The sequence below is a fragment of the Mesorhizobium sp. M0058 genome (assembly GCF_040323095.1).
Classification (GTDB): domain Bacteria; phylum Pseudomonadota; class Alphaproteobacteria; order Rhizobiales; family Rhizobiaceae; genus Mesorhizobium.
The window spans coordinates 69,919-90,989 of sequence record NZ_JAMYUQ010000013.1 but is presented as its reverse complement, the minus strand read 5'-3'; the positions used below and the strand labels follow the sequence as shown (position 1 = coordinate 90,989).

At 63.1% G+C, this 21,071-nt stretch carries 19 protein-coding genes and 1 pseudogene; 15 read left to right on the top strand and 5 right to left on the bottom strand.

Annotated elements, in window-relative coordinates; all coding sequences use genetic code 11:
• Positions 1-17: 17 nt before the first annotated feature.
• The 5 genes and pseudogenes from NKJ75_RS22735 to NKJ75_RS22720 all read left to right on the top strand — a co-directional run bounded on the left by NKJ75_RS22735 (position 18) and on the right by NKJ75_RS22720 (position 5,474).
• Positions 18-1,226, top strand: coding sequence for an acetyl-CoA C-acetyltransferase (locus NKJ75_RS22735; protein WP_023669613.1), 1,209 nt, complete (start codon positions 18-20; stop codon positions 1,224-1,226).
• A gap of 23 nt (positions 1,227-1,249) precedes the next feature.
• Entirely contained in the window at positions 1,250-3,469 is a 2,220-nt protein-coding gene (locus tag NKJ75_RS22730; RefSeq protein WP_352500237.1) for a 3-hydroxyacyl-CoA dehydrogenase NAD-binding domain-containing protein, read from the top strand.
• Between the two features lie 11 nt (positions 3,470-3,480).
• A pseudogene (locus tag NKJ75_RS32875) lies at positions 3,481-3,632 on the top strand (thioesterase family protein); the annotation flags it as partial.
• A 310-nt stretch (positions 3,633-3,942) separates the two neighbouring features.
• Positions 3,943-4,593: a S24 family peptidase gene (locus tag NKJ75_RS22725; RefSeq protein WP_352500236.1), complete on the top strand. Its 651-nt coding sequence runs from the start codon at positions 3,943-3,945 to the stop codon at positions 4,591-4,593.
• An 8-nt stretch (positions 4,594-4,601) separates the two neighbouring features.
• Positions 4,602-5,474 (top strand): thermonuclease family protein, encoded by an 873-nt coding sequence (locus tag NKJ75_RS22720; RefSeq protein WP_352500235.1) that lies wholly within the window; start codon positions 4,602-4,604, stop codon positions 5,472-5,474.
• Here the strand turns inward: NKJ75_RS22720 and NKJ75_RS22715 are convergent.
• Complete coding sequence (locus NKJ75_RS22715) at positions 5,437-7,086, bottom strand: lysine--tRNA ligase (protein ID WP_352500234.1); 1,650 nt, start codon at positions 7,084-7,086, stop codon at positions 5,437-5,439. The genes NKJ75_RS22720 and NKJ75_RS22715 overlap by 38 nt on opposite strands.
• Positions 7,087-7,242: 156 nt before the next feature.
• Between NKJ75_RS22715 and NKJ75_RS22710 the strand changes: the two genes are divergently transcribed.
• A complete protein-coding gene (locus NKJ75_RS22710) occupies positions 7,243-7,656 on the top strand; it encodes a tellurite resistance TerB family protein (RefSeq protein ID WP_023688697.1) in 414 nt (137 codons plus the stop codon).
• Between the two features lie 33 nt (positions 7,657-7,689).
• On the opposite strand, the gene NKJ75_RS22705 is transcribed toward NKJ75_RS22710, so the two are convergent.
• Positions 7,690-8,505: an ABC transporter substrate-binding protein gene (locus NKJ75_RS22705; protein WP_050586840.1), complete on the bottom strand. Its 816-nt coding sequence runs from the start codon at positions 8,503-8,505 to the stop codon at positions 7,690-7,692.
• A gap of 296 nt (positions 8,506-8,801) precedes the next feature.
• Here NKJ75_RS22705 and NKJ75_RS22700 point away from each other — a divergent pair, with 296 nt between their 5' ends.
• The gene (locus tag NKJ75_RS22700; protein WP_023669621.1) at positions 8,802-9,533 is read left to right on the top strand and encodes a helix-turn-helix transcriptional regulator; all 732 of its coding nucleotides are present in this window, start codon (positions 8,802-8,804) and stop codon (positions 9,531-9,533) included.
• A 275-nt stretch (positions 9,534-9,808) separates the two neighbouring features.
• Positions 9,809-10,447, top strand: a complete 639-nt coding sequence (locus tag NKJ75_RS22695) for an acyl-homoserine-lactone synthase (protein WP_023681954.1) — start codon at positions 9,809-9,811, stop codon at positions 10,445-10,447.
• A gap of 201 nt (positions 10,448-10,648) precedes the next feature.
• Here the strand turns inward: NKJ75_RS22695 and ppk2 are convergent, their stop codons facing one another.
• Positions 10,649-11,554: a polyphosphate kinase 2 gene (ppk2, locus tag NKJ75_RS22690; RefSeq protein WP_023834307.1), complete on the bottom strand. Its 906-nt coding sequence runs from the start codon at positions 11,552-11,554 to the stop codon at positions 10,649-10,651.
• A 102-nt stretch (positions 11,555-11,656) separates the two neighbouring features.
• Between ppk2 and NKJ75_RS22685 the strand changes: the two genes are divergently transcribed.
• The 3 genes from NKJ75_RS22685 (at position 11,657) to NKJ75_RS22675 (ending at position 14,863) form a co-directional block, all read left to right on the top strand.
• The gene (locus NKJ75_RS22685; protein ID WP_023834306.1) at positions 11,657-12,922 is read left to right on the top strand and encodes an ATP-binding protein; all 1,266 of its coding nucleotides are present in this window, start codon (positions 11,657-11,659) and stop codon (positions 12,920-12,922) included.
• Positions 12,923-13,037: 115 nt separating this feature from the next.
• On the top strand, positions 13,038-13,760 hold the full coding sequence (gene phoU, locus NKJ75_RS22680; protein ID WP_023692535.1) for a phosphate signaling complex protein PhoU: 723 nt from the start codon (positions 13,038-13,040) through the stop codon (positions 13,758-13,760).
• A 95-nt stretch (positions 13,761-13,855) separates the two neighbouring features.
• Complete coding sequence (locus NKJ75_RS22675; protein WP_023692534.1) at positions 13,856-14,863, top strand: magnesium and cobalt transport protein CorA; 1,008 nt, start codon at positions 13,856-13,858, stop codon at positions 14,861-14,863.
• A gap of 111 nt (positions 14,864-14,974) precedes the next feature.
• Here NKJ75_RS22675 and NKJ75_RS22670 read toward each other — a convergent pair whose 3' ends face one another.
• Positions 14,975-15,493 (bottom strand): GcrA family cell cycle regulator, encoded by a 519-nt coding sequence (locus NKJ75_RS22670; RefSeq protein ID WP_023692533.1) that lies wholly within the window; start codon positions 15,491-15,493, stop codon positions 14,975-14,977.
• A gap of 358 nt (positions 15,494-15,851) precedes the next feature.
• Here NKJ75_RS22670 and NKJ75_RS22665 point away from each other — a divergent pair, with 358 nt between their 5' ends.
• From NKJ75_RS22665 to NKJ75_RS22655, 3 genes are all read left to right on the top strand, one after another.
• On the top strand, positions 15,852-17,051 hold the full coding sequence (locus tag NKJ75_RS22665) for an aspartate aminotransferase family protein (RefSeq protein WP_023681950.1): 1,200 nt from the start codon (positions 15,852-15,854) through the stop codon (positions 17,049-17,051).
• Positions 17,052-17,069: 18 nt separating this feature from the next.
• Positions 17,070-17,981: an ornithine carbamoyltransferase gene (gene argF, locus NKJ75_RS22660; RefSeq protein WP_023681949.1), complete on the top strand. Its 912-nt coding sequence runs from the start codon at positions 17,070-17,072 to the stop codon at positions 17,979-17,981.
• 108 nt (positions 17,982-18,089) lie between these two features.
• Positions 18,090-19,121, top strand: coding sequence for an Hsp33 family molecular chaperone (locus NKJ75_RS22655; RefSeq protein ID WP_031204268.1), 1,032 nt, complete (start codon positions 18,090-18,092; stop codon positions 19,119-19,121).
• A 183-nt stretch (positions 19,122-19,304) separates the two neighbouring features.
• On the opposite strand, the gene apaG is transcribed toward NKJ75_RS22655, so the two are convergent.
• Entirely contained in the window at positions 19,305-19,697 is a 393-nt protein-coding gene (apaG, locus tag NKJ75_RS22650; protein ID WP_023669631.1) for a Co2+/Mg2+ efflux facilitator ApaG/CorD, read from the bottom strand.
• A gap of 222 nt (positions 19,698-19,919) precedes the next feature.
• Between apaG and NKJ75_RS22645 the strand changes: the two genes are divergently transcribed.
• The gene (locus NKJ75_RS22645; protein ID WP_023834304.1) at positions 19,920-21,071 is read left to right on the top strand and encodes a ceramide glucosyltransferase; all 1,152 of its coding nucleotides are present in this window, start codon (positions 19,920-19,922) and stop codon (positions 21,069-21,071) included.

Sequence of the window (21,071 nt, the reverse complement as noted above, 5' to 3'; positions counted from 1 at the left end):
AAGCAAGGAGCAAGCAAATGGCTGAAGCTTATGTCTATGACGCCGTGCGCACACCGCGCGGCAAGGGCAAGAAGGATGGCTCGCTGCACGAGGTGCCGGCGGTGCGGCTTGCGGCCAGGACGCTTGAAGCGTTGCGCGACCGCAACGGCCTCGACACTGCAAACGTCGACGACATCATCTTCGGCTGCGTCGATCCGGTCGGCGAAGCCGGCTCCGTCATTCCGCGTGCCGCCGCCTTCGAGGCCGGCTACGATAACAAGGCGCCGGGCATGCAGATCTCGCGCTTCTGCGCCTCAGGCCTCGACGCCATCAATTTCGGCGCCGCCAAGATCGCTCAAGGCGCCGACGAGATCGTCATTGCAGGCGGCGTGGAATCGATGTCGCGCGTCGGCATGGGCGCCTCGGGCGGCGCGTGGTTCATGGACCCGTCCGTCGGCCTGCCCGGCTGGTTCGTGCCGCAAGGCATTTCGGCCGACCTGATCGCCACCAAATACGGTTTTTCGCGCGACGACGTCGATGCCTATGCGGTCGAGAGCCAGAAGCGTGCGGGCAAGGCCTGGGCCGATGGCCGTTTCAAGAACTCCGTCATACCGATCAAGGACCAGAACGGCCTCACCATCCTCGATCATGACGAGCATATGCGGCCGTCGACCGACATGCAGTCGCTGGCTTCGCTCAACCCGTCCTTCGTCATGCCTGGTGAAATGGGCGGCTTCGACGCGGTCGCCGTGCAGAAGCACCCTGAGGTGGAAGAGGTCAACCACGTCCACCATGCCGGCAACTCGTCCGGCATCGTCGATGGCGCGGCCGCCGTACTGCTCGGCTCGAAGAAGGCCGGCAAGACGATGGGCCTGAAGCCACGCGCCCGCATCCGCGCCTTTGCCAACATCGGCTCCGAGCCGGTGCTGATGCTTACCGGTCCGGTCGACGTCACCGAGAAGCTTCTGAAGCGCGCCAAGATGAAGCTGTCGGATATCGACCTGTTCGAGCTTAACGAGGCCTTCGCCTCGGTGGTGCTGCGCTACATGCAGGCATTCGAAATCCCGCACGACAAGATCAACGTCAATGGCGGCGCCATCGCCATGGGCCATCCGCTCGGTGCCACCGGCGCGATGATCCTGGGCACGGTGCTGGACGAGCTCGAGCGCCGCGATTTGAACACCGCTCTGGTGACGCTCTGCATCGGCGCCGGCATGGGCACCGCAACGATTATCGAACGCGTCTGATTTTCGGCCGGAAGGAGAGAGACATGACTTATACAAACTTCACGGTCGACACGGACGCAGACGGCATCGCGATGGTCACCTGGAACATGCCGGACCGCTCGATGAACGTCTTCACCGAAGAGGTGATGAACGAGCTCGACAAGATCATCGACCAGGTGGTGGCCGACGCCGCCATCAAGGGCGCGGTGATCACCTCGGGAAAGGACAGCTTCTCGGGCGGCGCCGACCTGACCATGCTGCAGAAGATGCTGGCCGTATTTGCCAAGGAGAAGACCAAGGACCCGGAGAAGGCGGCACAGCTCCTGTTCGACAATGCCGGCCGCATGGGTGGCTTGTGGCGCAAGCTCGAAACGTCGGGCAAACCTTGGGTCTCGGCGATCAACGGTACCTGCATGGGCGGCGCGTTCGAGCTGTCGCTGGCCTGTCATGGCCGCGTTGCAGCTGACTCCGAAAAGGTCAAGATGGCCTTGCCGGAAGTCAAGGTCGGCATCTTCCCCGGCGCCGGTGGCACCCAACGCGTGCCGCGCCTGACCGACCAGCAGCAGGCGTTGCAGATGCTGACCACCGGCCAGACGCTGTCGCCGCAGAAAGCCAAGGCGATGGGGCTGATCCACGAGATCGCCGAACCCGGCAAGCTGATCGAGACCGCCAAAGCGATGATCAGGAACGGCCTGAAAGCCGTCCAGCCCTGGGACGAGAAGGGCTTCAAGCTGCCTGGCGGCCAAATCTATACGCCGGCCGGCTTCAATCTGTGGCCGCCGGCCATCGCCATCCTGCGCCGCGAGACCTACGGCAATTATCCGGCCGCCGCGGCCATCCTGAAATGCGTCTATGAGGGCCTGCTGGTGCCGTTCGACACCGGTCTGCGGATCGAACAGCGCTATTTCACCGAAATCATGCAGTCGAAGGAAGCAGCAGCGATGATCCGCTCGCTGTTCGTGTCGCTGCAGGAGCTCAACAAGGGCGCCCGCCGCCCGGCCGGCGTGCCGGAGACCAAGTTCAAGAAGATCGGTATTCTCGGCGCCGGCTTCATGGGTGCCGGCATCGCCTTTGTCACCGCCAAGGCCGGCATCCCGGTCGTCCTGCTCGACCGCGACATGGCGTCGGCCGAAAAGGGCAAGGCGCATTCCGACAGCCTGATCTCCGATCAGGTCAAGAAGGGCCGCGCCAAGCCCGAGGAGAAGGACAGACTTCTGTCGTTGATCACGCCGACGGCCGACTATGCCGATCTCGCCGGCTGCGATCTGGTGGTCGAGGCGGTGTTCGAGGATTCGGCCGTCAAGAAGGCTGCCACCGAGCAGGCCGAAGCCGTGCTGAAATCGTCGGCGATCTTCGCCTCCAACACTTCGACCATCCCGATCACCGCGCTGGCCAAGAATTCGGCGCGGCCGAAGAATTTCGTCGGCATCCACTTCTTCTCGCCGGTCGACAAGATGATGCTGGTCGAGATCATTTTGGGCAAGAAGACCGGCGACAAGGCGCTGGCCACCGCGATCGATTTCGTGCGCGCCATCAAGAAGACGCCGATCGTCGTCAACGACACGCGCGGCTTCTACGTCAACCGCTGCGTGCTGCGCTACATGTCGGAAGCCTACAGGATGCTGATCGAAGGCGTTCCGGCGCCGATGATCGAGAACGCCGCCAAGGCCGCCGGCATGCCGGTCGGCCCGCTGGCGCTGACCGACGAGACGGCGATCGACCTTGCCCAGAAGATCATGAAGCAGACCATCAGGGACCTCGGAGACAAGTCTGTCGACCCCAGGCAGATGGCGTTGATCAACACGCTGGTCGACACCCATCGCCGCTTCGGCCGCAAAAACGGCAAGGGTTTTTACGACTATCCCGCCAAGCCTGCCAAGAAGAAGCTGTGGCCGGGCCTGAAGGATCTCTATCCGCAGCTGGAGGCCGAGAAGGTCGACTATGAGGAACTGCAGCAGCGCCTGCTGGTAACCATTGCGCTGGAAGCGGCCCGGGTGATGGAGGAAGGCATCGTCACCGATCCGCGCGAGGCCGATCTCGGGTCGATACTCGCCTTTGGTTTCGCGCCATTCACCGGCGGCGCGCTGTCCTATATCGACGGCATCGGCGCCGGGGAGTTCGTCAGAATAGCCAAGGGCCTGCAGAAGAAATACGGCGCCGAGTTCAAGGCGCCCAAGCTGCTACTCGACCTGGCGGAGAAGGGCGAGACCTTCTACCAGCGCTTCGATCCCTATGCGAAAGGCGAAGTGCAGAAGGCCGCTTGAGCTAGCGCCCCATGTACGTCTGGGGGCGCCTTGCGCGCATGGCCACGGCAAGGCGCCGTGGCCCTTACGCGGTCGGCAGCGAAAGTCGGCTGGCTTTTCGCTGCCTGCCGACATCGACTTCAACCTCCATCTCAACAACGCCCGCTACATGATGCTCGCCGACCTCGCGCATAACCCGAAAATCGGAATCGATTTTCGGAAAGGATCATGCGCCAAATCAAAATGCTACAGCGTCCTTGGCGCGTCCAATAGGACGCTTGCCCGCTCCGTTCAACCGCGACCGCCGACCGAGGCCGAGCGGGTTTGCATGACCTCCCACCAGGGATTGCGCAGCCTGCCCAAGGCAGTTTGAGGCATCCATGACGACTTCGCCGCACGCAGCTTTTTGAGAGATCGGGCCGCGCGCCGGTGGACAATCGGATAACCGCGCGTTAGAAGGAAAAGGTATTTTTTCCTGTTTTGAGGAGAGCGAATTGCTCTCGCATGACCGAGTTTGGGCAGCCATCGACGCTCTCGCCGAGCGCTATTCGTTGTCGGCCTCCGGCCTGGCCCGGCGAGCCGGTCTGGACTCCACCGCCTTCAACAAGTCGAAGCGGCTGTCCTCGGATGGGCGGCCGCGCTGGCCCTCGACCGAATCGCTGGCCAAGATCATCGAGGCGACAGGCGCTTCGCTCGACGAATTCACCGGGCTGGTCGAAGGCCGCGCCAAGACAGCTTCGGGCCCGTTAGCCTCGCAGCGTTCGGCGGTGCCGCTGCTCGGCTTTGCCCAGGCCGGCGCCGGCGGCTTCTTTGACGATTCCGGCTATCCCTCAGGCCAGGGCTGGGACCTTGTCGAGCTTCCGGCACGGGCGACCGAAACCTCCTATGCGTTGAAGGTGCAGGGCGATTCCATGCTGCCGCTCTACCGCAATGGCGATGTGCTGATCGTCGAGCCGGGCGCCGCTACCCGCAAGGGCGACCGCGTCGTCGTCAAGACCAATGCCGGCGAAGTCATGGCCAAGGTGCTGGAGCGCCAGACGACGAAATCGATCGTGCTGATCTCGCTCAACCCCGACCACCCGGACCGCGACATCGCGATGCGCGATGTCGAATGGGTGGCGCGGATCGTCTGGGCAAGCCAGTAGGTCTCGCGGTGCGTCTGCTTCAAATCCTCATAGCCCTCCTGGCGATCCCGGTGATGGTCGCCATTGTCGTCGCCGGCGGTCGCGCGCTGCATCACGAAAGCACCGCCATCACCGTCGACCAGATCGACCCGGACACCGAGGCCGTGCCCGAGGAGCCGGCGACGTCGGCGATCCCCGAGGTCCAGCCCGTCAAGCCTCCGATGCACTCGCCTCCGGTGCATTCGAGGGCGATCGATCCCGAGGCCATCGCTCCGCCGCCGCTGCCGGCAGAAGAACTTGAACGGGTCGAGCCACGCGCGCCGCTGAGCGACCTGGCGCTGGCCGGACCGCCCAAGCCGCGTGGGCGCAGAGCGGTCGACGACTGGGGAGGAACAAAACTGTTCCAGCCGGTCGCGGCCGCCGCCGGCCTGATCGAAGCCAATGGTTATTCCGTGACGGTCTCCGGCATCGACATCGTCAGGCAAGACGAGACCTGCACCGAGGGCGGCAAGTCCTGGGCTTGCGGTATCAGGGCGCGCACCGCGTTCCGGTCTTTCCTGCGCGGCCGGGCCGTTGCCTGCAAGGTGCCGCCGGAGGCCGACCGTGCGTTGATCGCCGCCGAATGCCGCATCGGCAAGCTGGATGTCGGCCAGTGGCTGGTCGAAAACGGCTGGGCGCGCGCCACGGCAGGCGGCCCCTATGTCGAAGCGGGCGACAAGGCGCGCGCCGCCAAGAAGGGCGTCTTCGGCGCCGCGCCCGATCTTGGCGGCCTGCCACCGGCGCCAACGCCTGTTGCGGCACCGACGGCGTCGCAACCGATCCTCGATGCCCCGGCGATAGACACGCCGCCGGCCGGGACGGAAATTATGCCGCCAGCTGACCAGCCAGCGCCCGCTCAATGAGCGCGCGGGTTTCGGCGATGCCGTAGAGGGCTGCGAACGAACCGAAGCGCGGTCCGCGTTCCTGGCCGATCAGCACCTGGTAGATCATCTGGAAGAAAGCGCCCGAGACACCAGGGCCGCCGTCCGGGCTCTTCTTCGAATGGTCCTGATAGCGTTCGATCTTGCGCGCGACGTTGAGCGAAGCGTTCTGGATCGCTTCGCCGTCGGCGCCGGCCGGCAGGCCAGCAAGCGCGTTGCCAAGCGCTTCCAGCGCCACGCGTTCGACATCGTCGGCCGGCCGGAAGGTCTTCGTCGGCTTCACGAAATCGTCGAAGTAGCGGATGGCGAAACCGACCAGCTGGTCGAGTTCGGGATGCGTCGCCGGCGTCACGCCAGATGCATGGCGCGAGATGAAGCCCCACAGCACATCCTTGTTTTGCGCGTTGGAGGCGCTGACCAGGTTGAGCAGCAGCGAGAACGGCACCGGCATGTCGATGGAAGGCGGCTTGCCGTCATGCATGTGCCAGACCGGATTGCCCAGCCGCTCCTTCCAGTCCTGGCGCGGATAGGCGTTGAGGAAGGTGTAGTACTCGTCGACGGCGCGTGGGATGACGTCGAAATAGAGCTTTTTCGCCTGCCTTGGCCGCTGATACATATAGAGGCCGAGGCTTTCGGTCGGCGCGTAGCGCAGCCATTCGTCGATGGTCAGCCCGTTGCCCTTCGACTTCGAGATCTTCTGGCCGTTCTCGTCCAGGAACAGCTCGTAGACGAAATGCTCGGGCGCGCGCCCGCCGAGAATGTTGCAGATGCGGTCGTAGATCACCGCGTTCGTCTGGTGGTCCTTGCCGAACATTTCGAAATCGACGCCGAGCGCTGCCCAGCGCATGCCGAAATCCGGCTTCCACTGCAGCTTGACCTTCCCGCCGGTCACCGAAAGCGTGGTCTCGGTGCCCTCATCGTCGAAGGTGATGTTGCCGGCCTTGGCGTCGACATGCTTCATCGGCACGTAGAGCACGCGCCCGCTCTTCGGCGAGATCGGCAGGAACGGGCTGTAGGTTGCCTGCCGCTCCGGCCCCAGCGTCGGCAGCATCACCGCCATGATCTGCTCATAGCGCTCGGCGGCGCGCACCAGCATCGCATCGAAGCGGCCGGCCTTGTAGTACTGCGTGGCGCTGGCGAATTCGTAGTCGAAGCCGAACGTGTCGAGGAAGCGGCACAGCATCGCGTTGTTGTGGTCGCCAAAGCTCGGATAGTCGCCGCCGAACGGATTGGGCACCGCCGACAGCGGCATATGCAGATAGGGCTCGAGCGCTGCGCGATCCGGCACATTGTCGGGGATTTTGCGCATGCCGTCCATATCGTCGGAGAAGCAGAGCAGCTTGGTATTGACCTTGTTCCCGGTCAGCACGTGAAAGGCATGGCGCACCATCGAGGTGCGCGCGACCTCGCCGAACGTGCCGATATGCGGCAGGCCCGACGGGCCGTAGCCGGTCTCGAACAGGACGATCTCCGGGAAGTCGCCGCCCTTGTAGCGCTCGATGATCTTTTTGGCTTCCTCGAACGGCCAGGCCTTGCTTTCGGCGGCTGCCGCAAGCATTTCGGGGTTGAGATCGGCGATGTTTGATCCCGTCATGTCAAAGTTCCAGTCATGGCCGGCTTTCGCGGCTGGTAAGATTTTTCAACCGGGTCTCTAGGCGCGACAGGGCGGAGCGTCAACGATATCAGGCGTTTTCGTTGCGACGGCGCCGTGGCGTCCCTACCTTCGACCCTCACTATCAAGGAGTTTTGAATGCCGTTGCCGTCCACCCATGAAGCCCTGATCTACCTGATGGTCATCACCTCGGCTTCCGATCGCGACATGACCGATATCGAACTGGCGCGCATCGGCGACGTCGTCCGCAGCTGGCCGGTGTTCGAGGATTTCAAGCAGGACAGGCTGATCGCCATTGCGCAGGACTGCCAGAAGATGCTGCATGAAAAGGATGGGTTGGAAGGCGTGCTCGAGCGTGTCGCCGAGACTTTGCCCGAACGGCTGCACGACACCGCCTATGCCGCGGCCTTCGAGGTTGCCGCCGTCGATCTAGAAATGCGCATGGAGGAATTGCGGGTGCTGCAGTTGATCCGGCGTGAGCTCGATCTCGACACGCTGACCGCCGCAGCCATCGCGCGCGGGGCGAAGGCCCGCCTGCGCACGCTGACCTGATCCAGCCCCTAGAGGAAGCTGACCGGGACCGGATCAGAAAAAGCTGACCGGGAAATAGCGCAGGTAGAATTCGGCGAAGGTGCCTTTCACCGATATCTCCTGCAGCGCGTAGTCCATGGCTGCGGCCAGCGCTGGGTCGCTGGCCCGGGTGGCAATGGTCATGCCGGACCCCAGATATTCCGGCGCCAGGTAGGGTCCACCGGCGAAGCGGCAGCAACCGGCGGCGTCCGTGCCGCCCAGCCAGAAGGAAAAGCGCATGCCGTCGCCGAAGGCGGCATCGATCTTGGCGCTCTTCAAGTCGCTGTAGAGGTCTTCCGGCCGTTGAAAGCGGATGATCTGCACGGTGCCGAAATAATCGCGCAGCATCTTTTCATGCGCCGAGCCGGCCAGCACGCCGACCCGCTTCGAGCGCAATTTGTCGAGGATCGGCTCGGCGAAGGCCTTGGTCTTCGGCATGATGAAGCGCGCCGGAAACTGTAGATAGGAGCGCGAAAAGCTGTACTTCGCCCGCGTCTCCGGCGTTGCGGCGATGCCGGCGATGATCGCCTCGCCTTCGCCCTTCTGCAACGCGTCGTCGAGTTCGGCCCAGGGCAGCGCCTGGATCTGGCATTTGTCGGCGATGTCGAGTTCGGCGCAAATCGCCCGCGCCAGGTCGATGTGGAAGCCGGACAGTCGGCCCGTGCCGTCGAGAAAATTGAAGGGCGGGAAATCGGTTGTGGTGAGGAACCTGAGCCTCGGCAGCGCCGCAAGGTCCGGCTTCGGCAGCCGCTCCTTGGCATCCCAAAGCACCGGCACCTGCGGTTCCGCTGCCCGCACAGCGCCGGCAAACGGCTGCACTCCGATCAGCATCGACAGCAAGGCGATGGTTATCCAGCGTGATGTCACAAAAAACTCCGCCCGTCTTGGCCGTTGGCTTGTGATACGAAAACGGCGCAGGCACAATTGTTTTTGATTTCAAAGGGCAAATTTCGGGTTATGCTTTGGCGAGGTTGCAAATAGCCGCACAGAGTCGGCCCGGGGTTGGCGGTCGCTGGCGTTAGAAAAGCTAAGGATGTGGCTTTGCAATCCGGGGTTGATGGCTAAGTGCGGGGCAGGCACGTAGCATCGGTCTCAAGAGCGGTAGGCAACATGGGGTAGATGTTGCGATGGGTTATTTTGACCGGACACTTGAATATATTGACCGGGTGCAGCGTGCCGACACGTCGGCTGCGGTGTGCGAGCAGCTACTTAGTGTCACCTCGAATTTCGGATTGACGGCCCTGATAGCCGCAACGGTGCCGCAGCCCGGTACACCAAGCAGCCAGACGAAGGACCATGTGCTGCTCTGCGATTGGCCTAGCGAATGGCTGGAGCGTTACTTATCGCGCAACTACGTCGACCACGATCCGGTCGTCAGCCATTTGAAGCAGTTTCGGGCGCCATTCCAATGGCGCGATGCCGTTCAAAGCATGCCCGCCGACAAGAGCAGCGCCGAGGTAATGCGCGACGCCCGCCAGTTCAAGCTGCGTGACGGCCTCGCCTTCCCGCTGATCACGCTCGAAGGCCAGATCGCGCTGGTCTCGCTGGGCGGTGAGGCGGTCGAACTGTCCGAAGCCGAATTCGCAATGGTCTCGCTGGCCTCCACCTATGCCATCGGCCGCGCCATGCAGCTTCAAACGACGGCCGGCAAATCTATCGATCACATTGAATTGACGCCGCGCGAGCGCGAATGCCTGCAATGGGCGGCGGTCGGAAAATCCGAGTGGGAGATTTCGCAGATCCTCGGCATCTCGGAGCATACCTCTGAGAAACACCTTCTCAACGCCAAGAGCAAACTAGGCGCCGCCAACCGTGTGCAGGCAGTCGCCGAAGCAGTCAGGCACGGCTATATCAGCTAGGCCGGTTCTGGCGGCCCGAAATTTATGGCCGCATTGTTGGCGTCATATCTTCAGAAAAGACCGGCCCCTGTCGTCCTCTTGAGACGGCTAATGCTTTCTTAACGCCAAAAGCAGACTCGGCGCCGCCAACAGGGTGCACGCCATCGCGGAGGCGTTTAGGCGCAGCTATATTAGCCATGTCGGCTGTGGCAGCCTGGAAATCCTTGCCAACACCTTCGCGCAATTTTTTCGGGAAAGCCCGGCCGTATCTTCCTCTTAAGCCCAGGAGACGGCTAATGCTATTTTCCCTTACCACTCAACAACTGATGGAACGTCCCGACCTATGGGAGGCCGTCCATCGCCTGCGTTACAAGGTCTTCGTCGATGAGATGCGGTGGACCGATCTCGATCGCCCGGACGGCCTCGAAATCGATCAATTCGACCATGATGAGGCCGAACACCACCTTGTCATACGCAATGGCGAGCTTGCAGGCTATCATCGGATGCTGCCGACCACACGGCCGCATCTCCTTAGCGATGTGATGCCGGAACTCTGCGAGGGAAAGCGCCCTTCGGGACCGAATGTCTGGGAGCTAACCCGTTACGCGGTGGCGCCAGGCTTTCGCGATGGTAAGCGCGGCGTGTCTACGGTCGGCACCGAACTGATCGCCGGCTTCGTCGAATGGGGCCTTGCTCGCAATGTCGATCAGGTCATTATCGAGGTCGAGCCGGTGTGGGTGCTGCGGACGCTGCAGTTGCACTTCCTGGCGACGCCGCTCGGTTACCAGCGCACCTATGGCAACCAGCAGGTCGTCGCCACACTGCTGACCTTCAACGAGCATACGCTGGATGTCGTGCGTTCGCGCCGCAACCATCACGCCCCGGTGTTGGCCAGGGGCACCCCCCACATGCTCGGCATGCGGCAGGCGTCGTGAGACTGTCTTCACCCGACGCGCTTTAATGCATGTCGCTCAAAGTGGCCCCGGTTTTGAGAGAACGACATGCATGAAACAAAGACCTAAAGCGCGTCGCGTGAATCCGTTCAAATGCGATGCGCTTTAGACAATGGCCACAGAGCCCACCTCCGTGTGGGGGTGGGCTCTGTAATTTCAGCCTCTGCCTATCGAGGCCAGTCTCTACTTCTCGAGAAACGACGGCCCTTCGCCGACGATCTTTTTGTCTTCCTTGCCGATGGCGTCGAGATCGCGCCCATCATAGGGCAGTGACAACAGGATGCGCCGCATGACGGCCAGCCGCGAGCGTCGCTTGTCATTGGCCCGCACGATGATCCAGGGCGCGAACTGCTTGTGCGTGCGCTCGACCATCTGGTCGCGCGCCTTGGTGTAGTCGTCCCATTTGGTGATGCCGGCAATATCGATCGGCGAGAACTTCCAGTTCTTCAGCGGCGACCAGCGGCGGTCGTGAAACCGTTCGAGCTGGGTCTCGCGGCCGATGTTGAGCCAGAATTTGAAGAAATAGATGCCCTCATTTGAGATCATCCGCTCGAAATGCGGCGTCTCGTCGAGGAATTTTGCATGCTGTTCCGGTGTGCAGAAGCCCATCACCGGCTCGACGCCGCCGCGGTTGTACCAGGACCGGTCGAAGGTGACGAATTCGCCCGATGTCGGGAAATGGGCGACGTAGCGCTGGTAGTACCATTGCCCGACTTCGGTTGGGGTCGGCTTGGTCAGCGCCACGTTGCGCGCGGTTCGAGGATTGAGATACTGGCGCAGCACCGATATGGTGCCGCCCTTGCCGGCGGCATCGCGCCCCTCGAACAGCGACATCACTCTGCTGCCGGTCGCCTGCAGCCAGGCCTGCGCCTTGACCAGTTCGATCTGCAGCCGCTCCAGCGTCTCGTCATACTCCTCGCTCTTCATTTTCTTGTCGTAGGGGTAGTCGCCTGCGGTCAGTTTGTGGTCCTCGATCCAGCTGGGAAGCTCGGGGTTTTCGATGTCGAACTCCTGCTCCTTGCCGTCCACCTTGATCTTCAGCGGCCCCTTTGCCGGCTCTGCGGCGGGACTTTCCTTGGCTTTTTTCATCGAGACGAACCTTTCCAGCTTGCGGACTCATGCTATGGGGGGCCTCAAACCCGGTCCAGCGGAAGTTTCGGCGGGACCGGCGCAGAAGCACGGAAAGCACGAATGGCTGACACCGGCGCAGAGCGGACAACCACGGGGCAGGCCGTCGCCGGCCGGCTGTGGAACAGCCGATGGCTGCTTGCCGCCGGTGCGATCGCCATCATGGCCGTTTATGGGTTTGCCGGTATCTCCGCCTATGTCGTCCTGGCTGCGTTGACGGTGCTGCTGGCCGCCGCGCTTCTGCCAACCGGTGGCGCCAGCCGGTCTGCGGAGACCATTACCACGGTCGAGGCGAGCGGGCTGCAGCGGCTTTCCGGCGAATATCTTGCGGCTGCCGTTGCCGATCCGCTGATCATCTTCGACCGCACCGCCACCATCGTCCACGCCAATGCCGCCGCCTATGCCGCCTTTGGCGGCATCGCGCCCGGCCTGTCGCTGTCGCTGAAATTCCGCGCCCCGGAAATGCAGGCATTGCTGGACGGCGTACTGTCGGGAACCGCCGCCTCCGATGCCGTCGACTACACCGAGAAGCTGCCGGTGGAACGCGCCTACCGGGTCAGCGCATCCTCGGTCGGCCACGCCACAGATCTCTATGTGCTGGTGTTCAAGGACCAGAGCGAGACGCGCCGCATCGATCGCATGCGCGCTGACTTCATAGCCAATGCCAGCCACGAGCTGCGCACCCCGCTTGCTTCGATCTCGGGCTTCATCGAGACGTTGCGCGGCCCGGCCCGCAACGATCCGGCGGCCCGCGAGCAGTTCCTGCAGATCATGCAGAACCAGACCGGCCGCATGGCGCGCCTGATCGACGATCTCCTGTCGCTGTCGCGGCTTGAAATGAAGCCTTACCTGAGGCCGGGAACCGAGGTCGATCTGCGCCAGACCATCGACAGCGTCATCGATTCACTAGGCCCGCTCGCCAGCGAGAACGGCGTCGTCATCGAACGCGACTACGCCGAGGGGCCGCTCGACGTGCCCGGAGACCGCGACGAGCTGTTCCAGGTGTTCGAGAATCTCTTGGAAAACGCCTGCAAATACGGCCAGCCTGGCGGACGCGTCACGGTGTCGATCGCGCGGGGCGAGGCCGGCCCGGAACCGGGCATCGATGTAACCATCAGGGACTACGGCCCGGGCATCCCGGAAGAGCACATACCGCGCATTACCGAGCGCTTCTATCGCGTCGACGTGGAGAGCAGCCGCACGCAGAAAGGCACCGGTCTTGGCCTGTCCATCGTCAAGCATATTCTGACGCGCCACAACGCCCGGCTTTCGATCAAGTCGGAGGTTGGCAAGGGCGCGGCGTTCACGGTCCATTTGCCGGCAGGCTGAGGCGGTACTATCTGCTAACTGCCTGTTTCTTCTTTCTGTCATCCGGCTAGCGTATCAGCACAGGGGTCGAGGAAACGACTCAAAAGGCCAAAGATTTAAGGAAGGCATTTCGCCCATGCAGTCCGTACACATTGTCAGCGCCTATGACGAAGAGCTGAAATACCTGGCGAAGCGCATCGCTGCGATGGGCGGCCATGCCGAGCGCATGGTCGAGCAGGCGATCCAGGCGCTGGTCAATGCCGATCCCGGCCTCGCCCAGAAGGTCATTCGTGACGACATCGTGCTTGACGATGGCCAGCGCGAAATCGACGACAAAGCCATCGTCATCATCGCCAAGCGCCAGCCCATGGCGACGGATCTGCGTGAGATCGTCGGCGCCATCCGCATTTCGGCCGACCTCGAACGGGTCGGCGACCTCGCCAAGAACGTCGCCAAGCGTGTGGTCAGCGTCATTGACGGCCGCCAGCCGACCAGCCTGTTTCGCGGCCTCGAGGCGCTTGCCGAACTCGCTTTGACCCAGCTCAAGGAAGTGCTCGACGTCTATGCCTCGCGCTCGGTCGAGAAAATAGGCTTCGTTCGCGACCGCGACGACCAGATCGACGCCATGTACACCTCGCTGTTTCGCGAGCTTTTGACCTACATGATGGAAGATCCGCGCAACATCACGCCGTGCACGCATCTGCTGTTTTGCGCCAAGAACATCGAGCGCATCGGCGACCACGCCACCAACATTGCCGAGACGATCTACTACATCGTCACCGGCGAGCAGTTGCCGGCCGAGCGTCCAAAGGGCGACAAGACCGACAAGGTTGCCCTTCCGGCGCTGCCAGTGAAGTGATCGCGCTCCCCTCGAACGCTTAATCATATTGCGCTAAACTACCTGGATGTTAGCGTCTCGGTTCCTGGCCAAGGCCAGGCGCTCAGGAGGCTGCGATGGAATATGTCCGAGAGTTCAAGCCGGCGCCGGCATCGTCCGGCATCATTGCGTCGAGCGTCTACACCGCCGGCAAGCGCATCGCCGACATTCCGATCGAAGAAGCCGGCGAATGGGCCAAGAAGTCGGGCCATGTCGTCTGGATCGGGCTGCTCGAACCCGACCGCGAGCTTCTGCTGCGCGTCAAGGCGCAATTCCATTTGCATGAGCTGGCGATTGAAGACGCCGAACATCCGCACCAGCGGCCGAAGATCGAGCAATATGGCGATGCGCTGTTCATCGTTGCCCGCACTGCACAGCTGATCGACGGACGCGTCACCTTCGGCGAGACGCATCTGTTCGTCGGCTCAGGCTATATCGTCAGCGTCAGGCATGGTCCCTCGACCTCATACGCCGCCGTGCGCCAGCACTGGGAAAGCTGTCCGCACTCACTGGCCAAGGGCGAGGATTTCGTCCTCTACGCCATCCTCGACTTCATCGTCGACAACTACATGCCGGTGCTAGAGCAGATCGAGGACGAGGTCGAGGCGATCGAGGACAGGGTGCTGCTGAAGCCGATGACCGGTCCCGACATCGAGCGGCTCTATATGCTGCGCCGCGATCTGTTGCGCCTGCGCAATGCGGCGCTGCCGCTGGTCGAGGTCTGCCGCCGGCTGACCAGCGCCGAACTGCCGCAGATCCATACCGCAATGCATCCGCTGTTTCGCGATGTCACCGACCATATCCGCACCGTGCAGGAAAAGATCGACAGCCTGCGCGAGGTTCTGGCGTTCGCTTTCGAAGCCAGCCTGCTGGTCGGCCAGAGCCAGGAAACCGCGAACACCAAGAAGCTGGCCTCATGGGCGGCGATCCTGGCGGTGCCGACGGCGCTCGCCGGCATTTACGGCATGAATTTCGACGACATGCCGGAACTGAAGATGCAATACGGCTATCCCGTCGTATTGGTCTCGATCGCGCTGATCTGCTCGTTTTTGTATTGGCGATTTCGGAAGAGTGGGTGGCTGTGATGGTAGGCAGTAGGCAGTAGGCAGTAGGCAGTAGGCAGTAGGCAGAATAAGGTAGCGCCTCACGAGCGCTACCCCATTCCCTACTGCCCAGTCCCCAATCCCTATTCCTAACTACCGGCTCCTGCGCCGCTCTGAAGCCGGCTGGAACGCCACCCTTGCGTGGTACTTGCAGTAAGGTCCGGTTTCAGCCGCCTCGTTGCCGCAGAAGTTGAAGTCTTCCGACAGCGGATCGCCATTCGGCCATTTGCAGGTGCGCTCGGTGAGATCGGTGAGCTGCAGATGCCGCGAGATCGGCACGACGACGTTTTCGACCGGGCGGATGTAGTGGCGCGCCACTGGCTCGGCGTCGAACTGCGCCTGCAGCGCGTTCGCCCCGATCGAAGTCGTGACATGGCGCTGCGCGGTTGCGGCGCGCGGCACCGATTTCTGGATCGAAGATCCCTGCGTTGTCTTCTTCTGACGCGCCGGCGTCGCGGTCGAGCGTCCGCGGCCCGACAGCTTCAGCCGGTGCACCTTGCCGATGACCGCGTTGCGGCTGACCCCGCCGAGTTGGGCGGCGATCTGGCTTGCGCTCAAGCCCTCCGACCACAGTTTCCTGAGAAGTTCGACCCGCTCGTCAGTCCAGTTCATGAGACCGCGCTCCTGCTAAGTGTGCGGCAGCCGGAATCCGTTCCCGACCCGGCAATCTTTGCCGGGGCAGACACCACATATATTAGGTGATTAGGTCCGCCGCACGAAATCTAGTTATTTCCCGACTACAATTACCTCATGTGTTGACTCGGTGACAAGAGTCCCAGGTGCAACACGAATCGGTTTTTTAGGTTTTCCCCAACTTGCCCGGTCGCTTATGAGCCAGCGTCTCGTCGGGAGCTTGCCGCGCGCCTCTGCACGACGTTTTCGTTGACTTCATGGCCGAAAAACACGATAAGCCGCAAAGGCCGCCGCTTTGGCGGCTTTTTTGATTTTTCCGGTACCGGAGACGCATATAATGAGCGGTTCGGCGCTTTACGAGACCTTTGCCCGCGCCCCTTTGGCCTTCGACCATGGCGAAGGCACCTGGCTGGTTACCGACAAGGGCGAGCGATATCTCGATTTCGCTGGCGGCATCGCGGTCAATTCGTTGGGCCACAGCCATCCGCATCTGGTCTCGGCGCTGACCGAACAGGCGGCCAAGCTCTGGCACGTCTCCAATCTCTACGAGATCCCGGGGCAGGCCCGGCTCGGCGAGCGGCTGGCTGACGCCACCTTCGCCGACAAGGTGTTCTTCACCAATTCCGGCGCCGAGGCGCTCGAATGCGCGATCAAGACGGCGCGGCGCTACCAGTTCGTCAAGGGCCATCCCGAGCGCTTCCGGGTCATTACCTTCGAAGGCGCCTTCCACGGCCGCACGCTGGCGACCATCGCCGCCGGCGGCCAGTACAAATATCTCGAAGGCTTCGGCCCCAAGGTCGAAGGCTTCGACCAGGTCGGCTTCGACGACATCGACGCCGCCGAGAAGGCGATCACACCAGAGACCGCCGCGATCCTGATCGAACCGGTACAGGGCGAGGGCGGCATCCGCCCGGTGCCGACGCAATCCTTGAAGCGGCTGCGGCAGCTCTGCGACCAGCATGGCCTGCTGCTGATCTTCGATGAGGTCCAGTGCGGTATCGGTCGCACCGGAAAGCTGTTCGCGCATGAATGGACCGGCGTGACGCCCGACATCATGGCGATTGCCAAGGGCATTGGCGGCGGCTTTCCGATGGGCGCGTGCCTCGCCACCGACGACGCTGTCGTCGGCATGACGGCAGGCGTGCATGGCACCACTTTCGGCGGCAATCCGCTGGCCATGGCGGTCGGCAACGCTGTGCTCGACGTCGTGCTGGAAGACGGCTTCCTCGAAGACGTCCAGCGCAAGGCATTGCTGATGAAGCAGGGCCTGGCGGCGGTCGCCGACGAATTTCCCGATGTCATCGAAGGCATCAGGGGCAGCGGCCTGATGCTTGGCCTGAAATGCGCCATGCCCAACACCAAGGTCAACATGGCGCTGCGCGACCAGCATCTGCTGGCGGTGCCGGCCGGCGACAACGTCATTCGTCTGCTGCCGCCGCTGACCGTCACCGACGCCGAGATTGGCGAAGCGCTCGATCGCATCCGCGCCGGCGCCAAGGGCCTGACCGACGCCATCGCCGCGGCCGCCGCGAAGTAATCCCGAGAACCATTCCCGATGAGCCTTCGCCATTTCACCGATCTTTCCGCCGTTTCCGAAGGCGATCTGCGCCTGATGCTGGACGATGCGGTGGTGCGCAAGGCGCGCCTCAAGGCCGGCGAACGGACCAAACCGCTCGAAGGCAAGGTGCTGGCCATGATCTTCGACAAGCCGTCGACGCGCACGCGCGTGTCCTTCGACGTTGGCATGCGACAGCTCGGCGGCGAGACCATCATGCTGACCGGCACCGAAATGCAGCTCGGCCGCTCCGAGACCATTGCCGACACCGCCAAGGTGCTGTCGCGCTATGTCGACGCCATCATGATCCGCACCACGTCGCATGAGCGGCTGCTCGAGCTGACCGAGAATGCCACGATTCCGGTCATCAACGGGCTGACCGACGACACCCATCCCTGTCAGCTGATGGCCGACATCATGACCTTCGAGGAGCATCGCGGTCCGGTTGCCGGCAAGACCATCGCCTGGACCGGCGACGGCAACAACGTGCTGCATTCGCTGCTCGAGGCCTCGGCGCGGTTCCGCTTCAACCTGAACGTCGCAGTGCCGGAAGGCAGCGAGCCGGCGCAGAAGCACATCGACTGGTCGAAGACCAATGGCGGCAAGCTGCACTTCACCCGCTCGCCCGAAGAGGCCGTCGACCAGGCCGACTGCATCGTCACCGACTGCTGGGTGTCGATGGGCCAGGAACACCGCGCCCGCGGCCATAATGTCTTCTCGCCCTATCAGGTCAATGCGGCGCTGATGGCCAGGGCCAAGCCCGACGCCCTGTTCATGCACTGCCTGCCGGCGCACCGCGGCGAGGAAGTGACCGACGAGGTCATCGACGGTCCGCATTCGGTGGTCTTCGACGAAGCCGAGAACCGGCTTCACGCCCAGAAGGCGGTTTTGGCCTGGTGTCTGGGCGCTTGATCTCCAGGCGCTTGATCTCCAAGCGCTTGATCCGGGGCGGCGTGATGCCTATTTGCGCCGCATCACGCAAATCAAGCGCGTTTGGACGCATGCACCCCTCCGGGCCGCATGGCCGCGCCCTGGAGCTTTGTCATGTTGGAAACGCATCAAGTGACTGAACATCACCCCAAACTCGGCGAGTTCGGCTATGCCGGCGACGATCATGTCGTACCCTTCGAGGTCGGCCCGCTCGACGTGCGCGGCCGCACCGTGCAACTCGGGCCGATGCTCGACGCCATCCTCAACCGTCACGACTATCCCGAGCCGGTCGCCCGCCTGCTCGCGGAAGCCTGTGTGCTGACGGTGCTGCTCGGCACCTCGCTCAAATTCGAAGGCAAGTTCATCCTGCAGACCCGCACCGACGGGCCGGTCGACATGCTGGTCGCGGATTTCTCCACGCCTTCGTCATTGCGCGCCTATGCGCGTTTCGACGCCGACCGGCTGGAGGCCCTGGTGGCCGCAGGCCAGACCTCGCAGCAGACGCTGCTGGGCAGCGGCGTTTTGGCGCTGACCATCGACCAGGGCGCGCACACGCAGCGCTATCAGGGCATCGTCCAGCTCGACGGCGAGACGCTGGAAGACGCCGCGCGCACCTATTTCCGCCAGTCGGAGCAGATCCCGACCGACCTCAGGCTGTCGGTGGCCAAGCTGCTGACGCCCGGCCCCGGCGGTGCGCGCGAGCAGTGGCGCGCCGGCGGTATCCTGGCGCAGTTCCTGCCGCAGTCGCCCGAGCGCATGCGCGTGCCCGACATTTCGGGCGGCGACGGCGATCCGCGTGACGTGACGCAGGAGCCGGCCGACAATTCGTGGCGCGAGCTGGTGGCGCTGCTCGGCACCATCGAGCCGACCGAGCTGATCGACCCGACCATCGGCGCCGAGCGGCTGCTCTACAGGCTGTTCCACGAACATGGCGTGCGCGTCTTCGGCGGCGTGCCGGTCGCCGACCAATGTTCCTGCTCAAGGGACAAGATACGCGGCATCCTCGAGGGGTTTTCCGCGCAGGAGATCAAGGACAGCACCGAAGATGGCGGCATCCACGTCGCCTGCGAGTTCTGCTCGAAGCAGTACGACTTCGACCCGGCGGAGTTTGCAGCTCAGTAGCATCTCTTCCTTCTCCCCGTTCACGGGGAGAAGGTGCCCGAAGGGCGGATGAGGGGCAGCGCGAACTTTGGTGAATGGCCGCGCATAGCCTACGTCATGTGCGTGGAAGATAACCTCATGAGTCCGCGGCGCCTCATTGCCCTGCCGGGCATTTCTCCCCGTATAGAGATGGGGAGAAAACCCCTAATTCACCGTCCGCCGCGTCCCCGGCAGATCCAGCGAAAACGCGGGAATAGCGACGTCGAACGTCTCGCCCTTTTTGTTGCGCATGGTGTAGTGGCCGACCATGAAGCCGGACGGCGTCGAGAGCGGGCAGCCTGACGTGTATTGATAGCTGTCGCCGGGATTGAGCTCAGGCTGGTCGCCGACCACGCCGGCGCCACGCACTTCCTCGACCCGGCCGCTGCCGTCGGTGATGTGCCAGTAACGCGCCATAAGCTGCACGAAATCGTCCGACTGGTTGTCGATCGTCACCTGGTAGCCCCAGACATAGCGGTTCTCCGCCGGGTCCGAGCGGTCCTCCAGGTAGAACGGTCTGACCTGCACTTCGATGTTGCGCGTGACGGCGCGGTACATGGGCTGCTCCGGTTGCGCGGCAGGGAACATTTGTCGCGCCATGCGGTTTGATACGCGCAGAGCGGCATGTCCTGCCAGCCTCAAAGCGCAGGTGCCGACAAACAATGTCATTTAAGTGACACATGACAATGTTGGTGTGCGCAAACCTTGCCGGCGACTCAAGGCCCATCTGTCGACTGACAAAGCAGCCGCGAGCGGCCTTTCCGGAGTGACCAGATCTCGATGGAACCAGCTCTCACAGCCGCCTTCGCTTCCTCCGCTTTGCTTCTTTCCAATCTCGCCAGCATCCTGCTTGCATCGTCGAAGCTGAAAGCGCGCCGTCTCATCCCTCCGCCGTCCAACGAGCAGCCGCCGGTGTCGATCGTCGTGCCGTCGCGCGGCGTGGAGCCGTTCACACAAGAGACGCTGCAGCGAGCCTTCTCGCTCGACTGGCCGCGCTACGAACTGATCTTCTGCGTCGCTGACGCCGACGATCCCGTCGTCAAACTGATAAACAGGGCGATCGTCCTGTTTCCCAACGTGCCGGCCCGGCTGCTGATCGGCGACGACCGCGTCAGCAGCAACCCGAAGCTCAACAACTGCGTCAAGGGCTGGGAAGCGGCGCGCTATCATTGGGTTATTCTGGCGGATTCCAACGTGCTGATGCCAAGGGATTACGTCCAGCACCTGATGGCGGCCTGGCGGACCAATACCGGGCTTATCTGCTCGACGCCGATCGGCTCTCGGCCGCATGGCTTTTGGGCCGAGGTCGAATGCGCGTTCCTCAACACGCTGCAGGCGCGCTGGCAATATGCCGGCGAGGCGCTCGGTCTCGGCTTTGCCCAAGGCAAGAGCATGCTGTGGAACAAGCCGATGCTCGATACCAGTGGCGGTATCCGCGCGCTGGCCGCCGAGATCGCCGAGGATGCTGCTGCAACCAAGCTGGTCAACGGACTGGGCCTGCGCGTCAATCTCGTTGCCTCGCCTTTCGAGCAACCACTGGGGCAGCGCCGACTTGCCGACATCTGGTCGCGCCAGGCGCGCTGGGCGCGGTTGCGCCGCGTCACTTTCCCGCTGTTTTTCGCACCCGAGATCCTGACCGGCGTCGCCGTGCCGTTGGCGTTGGCGCTGGTGGCGGCCGCAAGTGCCGGCATCAGCCTGCCGGCCACGGTGTTGGCCGTGCTGACGGCGGCCTACATTCCCGAATGCGCGCTGGCCGCGGCCAAGGGCTGGCACCTGTCGCTGCGCATGGTCCCGGCGATGATGGTGCGCGACATGATGCTTCCCGCCATCTGGGCGCGCGGCTGGCTGAGCGGCGCCGTCGACTGGCGCGGCAACATCATGACCATCGGCACCAAGACGGCCGAACTGGAAGAGGTTTCGTCGGGAGCGTGA